General features: G+C 63.1%; 11 protein-coding genes. 10 read left to right on the top strand and 1 reads right to left on the bottom strand.

The annotated features are described in order from the left end of the window. Positions 1-36: 36 nt before the first annotated feature. The 3 genes from RM192_RS18885 (at position 37) to RM192_RS18875 (ending at position 4,210) form a co-directional block, all read left to right on the top strand. Positions 37-2,337 (top strand): TonB-dependent receptor, encoded by a 2,301-nt coding sequence (locus tag RM192_RS18885; RefSeq protein WP_311509209.1) that lies wholly within the window; start codon positions 37-39, stop codon positions 2,335-2,337. Between the two features lie 69 nt (positions 2,338-2,406). Beyond that, positions 2,407-3,453 carry a nuclear transport factor 2 family protein gene (locus RM192_RS18880; RefSeq protein WP_311509208.1) on the top strand — a complete coding sequence of 349 codons (1,047 nt, stop codon included), beginning with the start codon at positions 2,407-2,409 and terminating at the stop codon, positions 3,451-3,453. 10 nt (positions 3,454-3,463) lie between these two features. Continuing rightward, positions 3,464-4,210, top strand: coding sequence for an SDR family oxidoreductase (locus RM192_RS18875; RefSeq protein WP_311509207.1), 747 nt, complete (start codon positions 3,464-3,466; stop codon positions 4,208-4,210). Between the two features lie 38 nt (positions 4,211-4,248). On the opposite strand, the gene RM192_RS18870 is transcribed toward RM192_RS18875, so the two are convergent. After that, positions 4,249-5,886, bottom strand: coding sequence for a family 43 glycosylhydrolase (locus RM192_RS18870; protein ID WP_311509206.1), 1,638 nt, complete (start codon positions 5,884-5,886; stop codon positions 4,249-4,251). Between the two features lie 165 nt (positions 5,887-6,051). On the opposite strand from RM192_RS18870, the gene RM192_RS18865 reads away from it, so the two are divergent. The 7 genes from RM192_RS18865 (at position 6,052) to RM192_RS18835 (ending at position 13,107) form a co-directional block, all read left to right on the top strand. Next, a complete protein-coding gene (locus RM192_RS18865; protein WP_311509205.1) occupies positions 6,052-7,251 on the top strand; it encodes a cytochrome P450 in 1,200 nt (399 codons plus the stop codon). 88 nt (positions 7,252-7,339) lie between these two features. Continuing rightward, complete coding sequence (locus tag RM192_RS18860; protein WP_311509204.1) at positions 7,340-8,761, top strand: aromatic ring-hydroxylating dioxygenase subunit alpha; 1,422 nt, start codon at positions 7,340-7,342, stop codon at positions 8,759-8,761. A 2-nt stretch (positions 8,762-8,763) separates the two neighbouring features. Beyond that, positions 8,764-9,282: a nuclear transport factor 2 family protein gene (locus RM192_RS18855; RefSeq protein WP_311509203.1), complete on the top strand. Its 519-nt coding sequence runs from the start codon at positions 8,764-8,766 to the stop codon at positions 9,280-9,282. A 25-nt stretch (positions 9,283-9,307) separates the two neighbouring features. Continuing rightward, positions 9,308-10,627, top strand: a complete 1,320-nt coding sequence (locus RM192_RS18850; protein ID WP_311509202.1) for an aromatic ring-hydroxylating dioxygenase subunit alpha — start codon at positions 9,308-9,310, stop codon at positions 10,625-10,627. A 4-nt stretch (positions 10,628-10,631) separates the two neighbouring features. Continuing rightward, positions 10,632-11,183 (top strand): VOC family protein, encoded by a 552-nt coding sequence (locus tag RM192_RS18845; protein ID WP_311509201.1) that lies wholly within the window; start codon positions 10,632-10,634, stop codon positions 11,181-11,183. Positions 11,184-11,250: 67 nt separating this feature from the next. Continuing rightward, on the top strand, positions 11,251-11,685 hold the full coding sequence (locus RM192_RS18840; protein ID WP_311509200.1) for a nuclear transport factor 2 family protein: 435 nt from the start codon (positions 11,251-11,253) through the stop codon (positions 11,683-11,685). 78 nt (positions 11,686-11,763) lie between these two features. Beyond that, a complete protein-coding gene (locus RM192_RS18835) occupies positions 11,764-13,107 on the top strand; it encodes an aromatic ring-hydroxylating dioxygenase subunit alpha (RefSeq protein WP_311509199.1) in 1,344 nt (447 codons plus the stop codon). Positions 13,108-13,181: the final 74 nt, after the last annotated feature.

Below are 13,181 nucleotides of genomic sequence, written 5' to 3'. Positions count from 1 at the left end.
CGCAGAAGTTGCGGCACCCGCCATGGGAGGGAAGAAATGAAGGCGCTTCACGCAATCCATCTGATGACCGGGCTTTCGGCCATCGCACTCGCGGCGGCTCCCGCTGCTGCACAGGCTCAGGCCGCGCAGGCTGAAGACGCTGCCACCGGCGGCATCAGCGAAATCATCGTTACCGCGCAAAAGAAGTCCGAGAGCATCCAGTCGGTGCCGATCTCGATTGCCGCCGTCAGTGGTGAGACGCTTTCCGCGATGAACGTGACCACGCTGCAGGCGCTGCAGGGCTCGGTTCCCAACGTCCAGATCGACAACTTCGCCAACACCCCCAACAATGCGGTGTTCACCATTCGCGGCATCGGCGTGATCGAGCCCGATCCTTATGCGGGCAACACCGTGTCGATCGTGGTCGACGGCGTGCCGCAGTTCTTCTCGATGGGCGCGCTGCTCGATACCTATGACACAGGCCGGGTGGAAATCCTGCGCGGTCCCCAGGGCACGCTGTTCGGCGCGAACACGACAGGCGGCGTCGTCAACGTCGTCACCAACCAGCCCACCGGCGAATTCGGCGGCAACATCAAGGCCACTTACGGCAACTGGAACCGCTTCGACGTCAGCGGCGCAATCGAAGCGCCGCTGGTCAAGGACGTGGTCAGCCTCAAGGTCGCCGGCATCCACACCCAGCGCGATGGCTGGGTAACGAACGTGTGGAACGGCGAGGACATGGGCCGCAAGAACGTCGATGCGGTGCGCGGCCAGCTTTACATCACGCCCAACTCCGATCTCAAGATCACGCTGCAGGGCGAATATGTGGCGGCCCGCAACGGCGCGCCGGTCGTCGTCAACGGCGGCCTTCCGGGCGAGGCGAACTATGTCCCCGAAGGCACCTTCTGGAACGGCGCAAAGCTGCCGATGTACCGCAGCCCTTGCGCCGCAGCGGGCAAGCCCTGCGTGGCGCCGGACAAGTACTTCTCGGGCAACAACGAAGTGCCCGACCAGTCGGACATGACGACCAAGTTCTTCATCGGCACGATCCAGTATGACAACACGCCCATCGGCGACATCACCGCGATCACCGGCTACAAGAACTTCACCCTGTTCGAATATACCGACCAGGACGGCACCGCGAAGACCAACAACTCGACCCGCCGCCGCACCCACGGCTACCAGTTCAGCCAGGAACTGCGCACCTCGTTCTCGGCGGGCGATGCCTTCAGCGCCACGGCAGGCCTGTTCTACCTCAAGACCGATTACCACCACTACCAGATGTACCACCTGGACTTCGCCCTGCCCGGCCTGATCCAGTTCAACGTGCAGGACCAGCAGACCGAGAGCTTCTCGGCCTTCATGCAGACCTACACCCAGCTGACCGACGCGCTGAAGCTTTCGGCGGGCATCCGCTACACGCATGACAGCGTGAACGCGCGCTCGACGCTCGCCACCGGGCTCGGCAGCAAGGCGCTGACCTCGGCCGACTGGGCCAAGTTCGACGTGCTGTTCCCCGGCAGCCTCGATGTTGGCGGCACCAAGAGCTGGAACAATGTCGGCTGGAAGGTCGGCCTTGACTATGAAGTGGGTCAGAACCAGCTCGTCTACGCAAGCTGGGCGCGCGGCTTCAAGTCGGGCGGCTTCACCGGCCGTATCGGCGTGGCGGCAGACGGCAATGCGCCGTACAATCCGGAAAAGGTAGATACGTTCGAAGCTGGCCTCAAGGCCGATTTCCTCGACCGTCACCTGCGCACGAACCTCTCGGTGTTCTACACCAACTACCGCGACATGCAGGTTGCGCAGATCTACTTCGATGCTGCCACCAACGTTCAGGGCAACCGCATCCTCAATGCCGCCAAGTCCGAGATCAAGGGCTTCGAACTTGAAGTGCAGGCCGTGCCGACCGAAGGCCTGACCCTGCGCGGCTCGCTCGCCTTCCTCGATACCAAGTACAAGAACTTCCTCTACTTCGATCCGGTAGCCGCCAAGACGCTCGACCTGCAGGGCTTCGCGCTGCAGAACGCGCCGCGCTGGGCCTCGACCCTCGGCGCGAACTTCACCACCAAGCTGCCGGGAGACGCCAGCATCGTGGCTGATGTGAGCTGGATGTACACCGCCTCCAAGTTCTACACCGCCGTGGTCAACACCCCGCGTTCGACGATCCAGCCGACGTACTACGTCGATGCGCTGCTGACCTACTACGGTCCAGACAAGCGCTATTCGGTCGGTCTGTGGGGCAAGAACCTGCTCGACAACCGCTACATCTCCACCGTCTACGACAGCCCCGGCTACATGGGCCTCGTCGGCTACGCCCCGCCGCGCCAGTTCGGTGTCTCGGTCGGTTACAACTTCTGATCTGACGAAATCCTCCCTGGCCCCGGTTACTTCACCGTAACCGGGGCACTTTTTTCAGAGGACTGCGCCATGATCACCGCCGAAGACTTCATCGCACGCGCGGCCATTGCCAATGCGCTTGCCGTGCACAGCAGGGGCGTTGACCGCGCCGATTTCAACCTGCTGGGCGACGCCTATCACGCCGATGCCACGGTCGATTACGGCTTCTTTGCGGGCGACGCCGCCACGCTCGTCGCCATCCTCGCCGATGCGCAGAAGGGCACGCTGCCCACGCTGCACCGCACGTCGAATTGCTGGATCAGAGTGGACGGCGATATCGCCACATCCGAATCCTACGTCATCGCCTATGTCGAAGAGGCCGCGCTGCAACGCTGGGTGTTCGGGCGCTATCTTGACCGGCACGAATGCCGCGATGGCGAGTGGCGGCTCTCGCACCGCACCTATGTGCTGGACGCCAACGTCAACCGCCCCTCCACCGCCGCGCGCACCGATCCACCGGTCGGCTTCGAACACTATGTGCCCGCAGGCGCCAAAGGGGCAGCCGATCCGGGCCGCGCCCTGCTCGCCTTCCATGCCGCCTCTGCACGAGGGAACACCATGACCGCCACACCAAACCGTGAAGCCGCGCTCGATGCCGCGCTGGCCAAGGCTGAAATCCACGACTTGTGCATGGCCTATGCGCGCGGTGTCGACCGTGCCGACGAAGTCCTCCTTGCGTCGATCTTCTCCGACGATTCCACCGTCATTTCGGGCGTCGTCAACGGCTCGGGCAAGGACTTTGCCCGCGACATTACCGCGTTCGTGCGCGACAATCTGGAAATGTGCTTTCACTCGGTCGCCAACGAATGGGTCGATGTGCGCGGGGACGAGGCGGTGGGCGAGCACTACGCCATCGCCCAGATGGTGCAGGCCGGAACCGAAGTGCTCACCGGCGGCCGCTACATCGACCGCTACGTGAAGCGCGACGGCAAATGGCTGATTCTCAGCCGCACTTTCGTTGCCGACTGGAGCCATTCGCACCCCTCGACGATGGAGCGCGACGGCTTTTACGAAGCGCTGACCAACCGTGGCTGTTTCGGCACCACCGATCCCGTTTACGCCCACTGGGCTGCATAAGGAATTTCGCATGGGCAAGATGAGCGGGAAAGTCGCACTGATCACCGGCGGCGCTTCGGGGCTTGGCGCGGAAGACGCACGGCTGCTGGCAGCTGAAGGCGCAAAGGTCGTCATCACCGATATGCAGGAAGAGCTGGGCGAGAAAGTTGCCGCCGAAATTCCCGGCAGCATCTACCTGTTCCATGACGTGCGGGACGAAGCGGGCTGGGCAAGTGTCGTTGCCGAAACGATCAGCCGCTTCGGCAGGCTCGATACGCTGGTCAACAACGCTGGCCTCGTTCGTTTCGGCACGGTCGAAGACTTGTCCTACGACGATTTCCGCCTGCAGATCGACGTGATGGTGAATGGCACCTTCCTCGGCTGCAAGGCCGCCATCCCGCACATGAGCAAGGACGGGTCCGGCTCGATCATCAACATGGCCTCGGTCGGCGGGATCAAGGGCATCAGCGTCATCCCCGCCTATTCAGCCGCCAAGGCCGGGATCATCGGCATGACCCGCTCCATCGCGGTCCACTGCCGCGAACAGGGCTACCGCATCCGCGTCAACTCCATCGCGCCCGGCGGCATCGTCACCCCGATGACCGCGCAGGCGCTGGCCGAACTGCCGCAGGATGCCGCTGGCCTCGATCAGGTCCATAACCACGGCATGGGCCAGCCCATCGATATCGCGAACATGGTCCTCTACCTCGCCTGTGAAGATGGCCGCCACCTCACCGGCACCAATATCGTCATCGATAATGGCGAAACGATGGGGTGACCCCCATCTGACGGGGCGAAACGATGGGGTGACGACGATCAGGGCAGCGCACGATAGCGGAAGTTCCGGAACCTGACCGCGCCCGGCCCTGCTGCAAACAGGGCGGGGCGCAGGCTCAGCAGATCGTCGATGGTGTTGGCGTTGTAACCGGACACTTCACTGCGCACGCCGTGGCGCGTCCAGTTCTTGCCGTCGAGGCTGTAGTAAAAGGTCACGATCTGGGCTTGGTTGACCACGCGCATGTGCATCTTTCGCGCAGGCGGTGCAGGCTCCGGCCAATAGCTGGCCTTGCCGCCGCGATATGATGTCATCCGCGTGCCATCGATCCCCATACCGAGGAACAGGCGGTCGTTGAAGAACAGCAGCAATCCGCCAGTCACCTCGCCCACCAATTCCAGTTCCACGCTGAACTCATAGGACCGGTCGCCGACATTCTGCGTCAGGGGCGAGCAGTTTGCAGGCCCGCTGCCCTTGCCCGCCAGGACCAGCGCCCCGCTGTCATAGCGCACCCGCCCCGCCTCGTCGGGCGCGCTACCGTATAGCGACCAGCGCGTGCCGAGGCTGGCTGCGGCAAAGTTGTCCGAGCGGGCAAAGCCGTGCGCCACCGCTGCACCCGGCGGCATGGGCAGGGGCCGGGACAGATCGCCACCCATGGCCCTGAACCACCCATCCACGGTCCATTCAATCGGTTCAAGCAAGGTCTGCCGCCCCAGTGTGCTGTAGCCGTTCTCATAGCCGTGATAGACCATGTACCACTGCCCGCCCGGCCCTTCGACGCAAGTCGCGTGCCCGCGCGACCACCACATTTCCGACTTGTCCTTCGTGCGCTGGATCGGATTGTGCGGGCAATGCTCCCACGGCCCGTTCACCGACCGCGCGCGCGATGCCACAACCATGTGGCCGGTCGGCGGTCCGCCCGTTCCACCAACCGCGCTCACCAGATAGAACCAGCCCCCCCGCCGGAACAGCTTTGGCCCTTCGAGCGCGTAGTTCTCGGTCACCCAGTCATCGGGGTAGCGCCAGCCTTCGTAGACCGTCTCGACCGGCCCGGCGGTGGCAAGACCATCCGCGCGCAGCCGCACCCGCTTGCCCTGGTTGAAGAACAGATACCGCTGCCCGTCCTCGCCAACGACATGGCCCGGATCGATCAGCCCGCCGATACCGAGATCGACCGGATCGCTCCACGGACCTTCGATGCTGTCGGCATGGATGACGTAGATATTGGCGAAGTCTTTCAGCCCCTTGGACCACGGGGCCTTCATGAACGGAATGTAGATGAAATAGCGCCCGCCATGCTTGACCAGATCCACCGCAAAGCCCGTTCCCAGCGGCTCGTTCAGCGCAGGGCCGAGTGGCCGCCAGTTCACCAGATCGCGCGAATGCCAGATCAGCAGCCCCGGCGCCGCATCGAACGACGAATGGGTCATGTAGTAGTCGTCGCCGTCCTTCAGCACGGTCGGATCGGGATAGTCGCCCGAGATGATCGGATTGAGGTAGCGCCCGTCGCCAAGATCGGCCTTGCGCTGGCCTTCGTTGCCTTGCGCCCACTGCGGCGCGGCGCTTTGTGGCTGCGCGCAAACGCCCGAAGGTGCCGCACCGGCCCCCGCCCGCGCCGCAATAGGCAAGCCCAACATGCCTGCCGCCGCGACCTTCATCGCATCACGCCGCGTTCCCATTGCCTCACCCTTTTCTTAACCAGAACGATAATTCTAATTAAAGCCATGCAGGGGTCAAGGCGAAACGGCGGTGCGAACTGCACTTGTCCTATCCTAAACGCCAAGCGCCAGCGCGCGCAGCCTGCCGCATGTTCGCCTGCAAAATCACAAGAGAGGATCTCCGGCATGACCACCCCGCGCCCGGCACACGTGCCTGAATCCCGCGTCGTCGATATCGACATCTACATGCCGCCCGGCCTTGCCGAGCACGGCTTCCACAAGGCGTGGAGCGACCTCACCGCCAGCCATCCCGCCGTGGTGTGGACCCCGCGCAACGAGGGCCACTGGATCGCGCTGGGCGGCGAGGCGCTGCAGGATGTGCAGTCCGATCCCGATGCCTTTTCCTCGCGCGTGATCGTGCTTCCCAAATCCATCGGCGAGCAGCACGGCCTGATCCCCACCACCATCGACCCGCCCGAGCACCGCCCCTATCGCCTCCTGCTCAACGCCAGCCTCAACCCCGCCGCGATCCGGGGGCTGTCCGAGACGATCCGCGCCACCGCGACCGAACTGATCGACGGCTTTGCCGCGCGCGGCCACTGCAATTTCACCGCAGAATTTGCCGAGCAGTTCCCGATCCGCGTGTTCATGTCGCTGGTCGGTATCGACGCTTCCGAAGCGCCGAAGATCCGCCATTGGGCCGAATGCATGACTCGCCCCGGGATGGACATGAGCTTCGAGGACGCCAAGCAGGAGTTCTTCCGCTACCTCGCCCCGCTGGTCGATGCGCGCACCACCCATCCGGGCGAGGACATGCTCAGCAAGATGATCACCGCCGACCTCGGCGGCCGCCGCCTGACCCGCGACGAGGCGCTCTCCCTCTCGACCCAGGTGCTGATCGCGGGGCTGGATACCGTGGTCAACGTGCTGGCCTTCATCATCCGCGAAGTGGCCGACAACGCGGCTTTGCGCGCCGATCTGCGTGCGCGGGGTTCCGATGTTCTGCCGGTGGTCAACGAACTGTTCCGGCGCTTCGGCCTCGTCTCGATTGCGCGCGAGGTCCGCCGCGATATCGAGTTTCAAGGCGTTTCCCTGAAGGCTGGCGACATGATCGCGATCCCGACGCAGGTCCATGGCCTCGACCCGGCGGTCAATCCCGATCCGCTCGCCATCGATGCCATGCGCAAGCGCGCGCGCCACTCCACCTTCGGCAGCGGCCCGCATATGTGCCCGGGGCAGGAACTCGCGCGCAAGGAAGTGGCGATCACGCTGGAGGAATGGCTCAAACGCATCCCCGATTTCGCGGTGGCAGACACCAGCGACCTCTCGCCCGTGCCCGGAATCGTGGGCGCGCTGCGGCGTGTGGAGCTGGTCTGGCCGACCTAGCGGAACAAACAGCTTGAGGCGAATCGGGGCAAGGTTCATAAAACAGGCACTGTTGCCGGTTTTAATGCGCAACGCCCCGGAGAGTCCCATGCTTGAAGCGATCGTTCCGCACGGATTGCCCGATTACGTCGAAGGCGAGGATCTCTCCGCCGTTCGATGCCCCGGCGCGCCGTCGATGCAGCAGATCGTGGCGAACGATGTGATGCCGCCGCCACCGGTCCTCGCCATGGAAGAACCCGCCTTCCTCGGCAGCGCGCCGGTCAGCGTGAACCGCTATTTCGATCAGGCGATTTTCGAGGCAGAGATCGAGAAGATCTGGAAGAAGACCTGGCAGTGGGTCTGCCGCGAAGATCACATCCCCGAACCAGGCGATTTCTACACCTATGAAGTCGCACACTTGTCCTACGTGGTTGTCCGGCAGGGCGACATGTCTGTGCGCGCTTTCGTCAATTCGTGTCTGCACCGCTCGACCAAGTTCAAACGCGGTGAAGGCACCGGCTCGGGCGATAACTTGCGCTGCCCCTACCACGGTTGGACCTGGAACAACGACGGCAGCCTCGCCTCGGTCCCCTGCGCCTGGGACTTCGCCTATATCGATCCCGACAAGACCGGATTGCCGCAACTCCGCGTCGGCCAGTGGGGCGGTTTCATCTTCATCAATCCGAGCGCCCAAGGCCCAAGCCTCGAGGAATTCCTCAGCCCCCTGCCCGAGCACTTCAAGGACTGGAACATCGCGAACCGCCATGTCGCAGTGCACGTCGCCAAGGAACTGCCGTGCAACTGGAAGACCGCGCAGGAAGCCTTCCTTGAATCCTACCACGTGCTCGAAACCCACCCGCAACTGCTGAAGGGCGTGGGCGATGCCAACGTCCAGTACGATTGCCATTCCGACACGGTGACCCGGTTCTATGCCGCAAGCGGCGTCAACTCGCCGCATCTGGCAAGGCCGCTGTCGGAAAAGGAACTGCTCGCCACGATGATCCTTGGCGACAAGGATTCGCGCGATGACAGCCTCGACGTGAAGGACGGCGAAACCGCCCGCTCCGTGATGGCCCGCCACCTGCGCAAGATCATGGGCGAGGCCTACAAATGCGATCTTTCCGCCGTTTCGGACAGCGAGATGATCGACACCATCGAATATCACGTGTTCCCCAACATGGTGCTGTTCCCCGGCCTGTCCTTGCCGATGGTCTATCGCTTCCGCCCGATCGGCAGCGATCCGAACCGCACCCTGTTCGAAATCCTGTTCCTCCGCCCCAATCCAGAACAGGGACAGCCGCCCGAGCCGCCCGAACCTTACCGCGTGGCCGAACACGAAAGCTATGCCACAGCGCCCGGCTTTGATGCCGCGATGGGCTTCGTCTACGATCAGGACACTGACAACTTGCGCGCCCAGCAGGCCGGTTTCCGCGCCAGTGCCACCGGCGTCCAGAACCTTGGCAACTATCAGGAATCGCGCATCCGCCATTTCCAGATGGTCGTCGACAAATACCTTGGCGCGGAGAATTGAGCATGGCGTTCGACATGGAAGCCGAAGTTCGCGATCTCTGCGCCCGCCGCGACATTCACACCGCCTTGTGCAACTACATGCGCGGACAGGACCGGCTCGACCCCGAATTGCACCGCAGCGCCTTCCACGACGACGCATGGGTCGATTGCGGCTTGATGCAGGGCACGGCGGACGAATTCGTCGCCTTTGCGCAAGGCTTCCTCGCCGATACCGGTGGCAGCCAGCACATCATCGGGCAGGCCCAGATCGAGGTGAACGGCGATGCGGCTTCGGGGGAAGTCTATTTCTACGCCTGGCACCGCGCGTTCGAAGACGGCGAACCGAAAGACCTGATCGTCGCCGGGCGCTATGTCGACGAATACACCTGCAAGAATGGGCAGTGGCGCATCAGCCGCCGCCGCGAAATAGTGGACTGGGCGCGTACCGACCCTGCCGCAGATGGTTTCCTTGAAGGCAATCCTCTGGTCAGGCCGGGAAGACGCGGAACCGACTTCAGCCAGACCCGCGATTGGCCGGTCTGAGCAAGCGCTTCAAGAGGATGCCGAGATGACCGTTCAGGACAAGATTTCCCGCTATTCCCCGGACTTCGACATCGCCGTGCGCGGCGATACGATCACCGCCGATCGCTATATCACGCGCGAATGGATGGATCTGGAGAACAAGCACCTCTGGCCCAAGGTCTGGCACCTTGGCGGGGTGACCGCCGACCTTGAGGAAGAGGGCGATTTCATCCGCCACAACTTCGGCAAGGAATCGGTGGTGATGATGAAGCAGGCCGATGGGAGCGTGAAGGCGTTCTACAACACCTGCCCGCACCGGGGTAACCGTCTTGTGCTCGGCGAAGTGGGATCGGCCCCGCGCCTGACCTGCGGCTATCATGGCTGGCAGTTCGATCCGGACGGCACGCTGGTCCACGTGCAGGACCCTGATGATTTCGCCGGCGGCAGCCCGTGCGGCAAGGTCAAGCTGGCGGAACTGCGCTGCGAAACCTGGGGCCCGTTCGTGTTCTGGTGCATGGACGACGATGTCGCCCCCTTGCAGGAATGGCTCGCCCCGCTGACCGACCGTCTGGCCGGCTACAAGCTCGACAACTGGGTGCGCGTGTTCAACGTCTCGGCCGATTGCGAATTCAACTGGAAGATCATCCGCGACAACTTCAACGAGAGCTACCACCTCCCCACGATCCACCCCGAACTCGCCACCTTCATCAACGACGGTCTGCCGACCACGCTGTTCGAGATGTACGAGAGCGGGCACAATTCGATGTGGATGATCGGCCACCAGGCCACCAGCCGCAAGGACTACGTCAGCGGCGACGTGCCTCCGGGCCTGTATGAGGCCGCCGAGGCTTGGGGCATCGATCCCAAGGAATATCGCGGGCGCACCGCCGACATCCGCGAGGCCGTGATCAAGGCCAAGCGCGAGCGCGGCGCCGACGCGGGATACGATTACAGCAGCATGACCGACCAGCAGCTGGTCGATTATTTCCACTGCACGCTGTTCCCCAACCTGACGATCACGATGTCGCCCGAACAGTGCCAGATCCTGCGCACCGAACCGCACCCGACCGATCCTGAAAAGTGCGTGTTCCAGCACTGGTGCCTCTATCCGCAGAACGCGAAGATGACCGAGATCGCCACCCCGGTCGGCCCCGCGCCGCTGAAGCACGACGCGATTCACCGCCACTCGGTTTACGGCGACGGCGTCTCGGTCGGCTACGTGGCCGATCAGGATCTTTCCATCGGCACCACCCAGCAGCAGGGCCTCAATTCGCGCGGCTTCAAGGGCTGCATCCTGCCGGGACAGGAAAAGCGCGTGCAGCGCTTCCACGAACGGCTGAACGATTTCGTGTTGAACAAGGGCTGATGGCATGAGCGGGATCGAAGTAACGCCGGGCCAGACCAGTCCTCACCTGATGCAGGTGGCTTTCATCGTCGATGACGTGGAGGCCGCCGCCAAGGCGTGGATCAAGACCACCGGCATCGGGCCGTTCTACATGGTCCCGCACATCCAGTTGACCGAGATGACATATCGCGGCCAACCCGGCGAAGGCCTCGATTTCTCGGTCGCGCTGGCACAATCGGGCGGGATGCAGGTGGAATTGATCCAGCAGCACTGCGACCGCCCGAGCGCCTACCGCGACACCATCGCCAAGGGCACCCAGGGCTTCCACCACTTCTGCATCTATACCGACGACTACGACGCCACCCGCCAGCGCTATGTCGATCAGGGCTTCGTCGTCGCGGTCGACAGCAAGTTCGGCGAGATGCGCTTCTGCTATGTCGACACTGCGCCCGCGCTCGGCTGCATGATCGAGATCGTCGAGAAGAACGGGGTGCAGACCGACGCCTTCACGATGATCGCACAAGGCGCTGCCGATTGGGACGGCGTGACCGACCCGATCCGGCCGCTGTTTGGCTGAGCGGATCAAGCCGCACGAAAAATGTTTCCCCGGGGAAACATTCCAACAATCGAGGAAAATCAAAGCCATGAAGTGCCCGATCGACGACCGTCTCGAAATTCAGGACCTGATGATCGCCTATGCCCATGCGGTCGACACCGTCAGCGATATCGACGCGGTGCTGGATGTTTTCACCGAGGACGCTGTGTTCGATCTTTCGGGCATCGGCCTCACCCCGCAGGTCGGGCACAAGGGCATCCGCGAATTCTTCACCAACGTCTTCGCCAACATGGCCAATCACGCCCACTACCTGACCAATTTCGCGGTCACCGCATACGACGGCGATACCGCGTCGATGCGCGCTTATGTGATCGGCATGGGCGTGGGCAAGGATGGCCGCGCGGTGACCGTCAATGGCCGCTACTACTTCGATGTGCGCCGCACCGATGCGGGCTGGAAGGCCACGCGCTACACCATGGATTTCCTGATGCCGCTCTCGGGCACGCTCGAAAACGCGAAGTAAGTTCTTCAAAAAAATAACAATCAATCGAAACCCGACCCGGCCGGATGGGGAGATGGCCCGGTTCATTGGAGAGAACCAATGGCGGCCTACATCGAAATTCCCAATCCGGGGGCCACTTACCCGACCGACGAACAGGCGCAGTTTCCCAAGGCGCGCGGCGATGCGATCACCGGCGACCGCTACTGGTCGAAAGACTTTGCCGCGCTCGAATGGGAGCACATGTGGAAGCGCATCTGGCATGTCGGCGGGCGCACCTCGCAGCTTGAAGAGCCGGGCGATTTCATCACGCACAACTTCATGCGCCAGTCGGTCATCATGGTGCGCCAGAAGGACGGCGGCATCCGCGCGTTCCACAATGTCTGCCGCCATCGCGGCAACCGCCTTGTCGGCGTGGAAGAAGGCGGCGTGGGCGACCACTTTACCTGCCCCTACCACGGCTGGAAGTGGAACATCGACGGCGCACTCGACCACGTGCAGGACGAAGAAGACTTCCCCCAAGGCTCCCCTTGCGCCACGCTGCGGATGAAGGAAGTGCCCTGCGAAACCTGGGGCGGCTTCGTGTTCTACAGCTTCGATCCCAATGCGGTGCCGCTGGAGGAATACCTCTCGCCGATTCCGTCGCTGCTCAAGAACCGCGATCTGGCGGGTTGGAAGCGCGTCGTGTGGCGCACGTTGCGGGTCAACACCAACTGGAAGTTCGCGTCCGACAACTTCAACGAGAGCTACCACATCCCGTCTGTTCACCCGCAGTTCGAAGGGATGATCGACGATCACTATTCGGCCACGGTGTTCGAGATGTACCCCAGCGGGCACAACCGCATGATCGAGAAGCTGCAGCCATCGAGCCGCTATGCCGATGCGCAGCAGATCAAGCCGCTCTGGGCCGAAGTGCTGACGGAATGGGAGCTTGACCCGGCCGACTTCGAAGGCCGCGCGCAGGAAGGCCGCATCGCGCTGCAACAGGCGCGGCGCAAGCTGGGGGCGGAGCGCGGGTTCACGCACTTTGCCGCGCTGAGCGATGACGAACTGACCGACCAGTTCCACCACACCTGCTTTCCCAACTTCACCATCACCGGCACGCCCGAAGGCCTGCACGTGTTCCGCACCGAACCCGACATGGAAGACCCCAACTGGTCGACCTTCGATTACTGGTATCTCTCGCCCGAGATCAAAGGCCAGCAGATCCCGACGCTTTACGGCCTGCGCCCGTGGAAGGATGCCGAGCACCAGACCGGCGATTTCGACGCCTATACCGCCGAGATCAAGCAGGGCGATTTCCTGATTCAGGATCTGGAAGTGGCGGTCACCCAGCAACAGGGCCTGCACTCGCTCGGCCATGACGATGCCTACCTGTCGGAACAGGAAACCCGCGTCCGCCGCTTCCACGAAGTGATCAACGATTACATCGCGGGCCGGCGCTGACGCCACAGTTTGCCCCGGCCCCTCGCGCTTGCGCGCGGGATCGGGGCCAAGCTTGGCATAACGATAAAAAACGG

The organism is Novosphingobium sp. MMS21-SN21R, assembly GCF_031846015.1.
GTDB lineage: Bacteria > Pseudomonadota > Alphaproteobacteria > Sphingomonadales > Sphingomonadaceae > Novosphingobium.
This window is presented reverse-complemented; position numbering and strand designations above follow the sequence as displayed.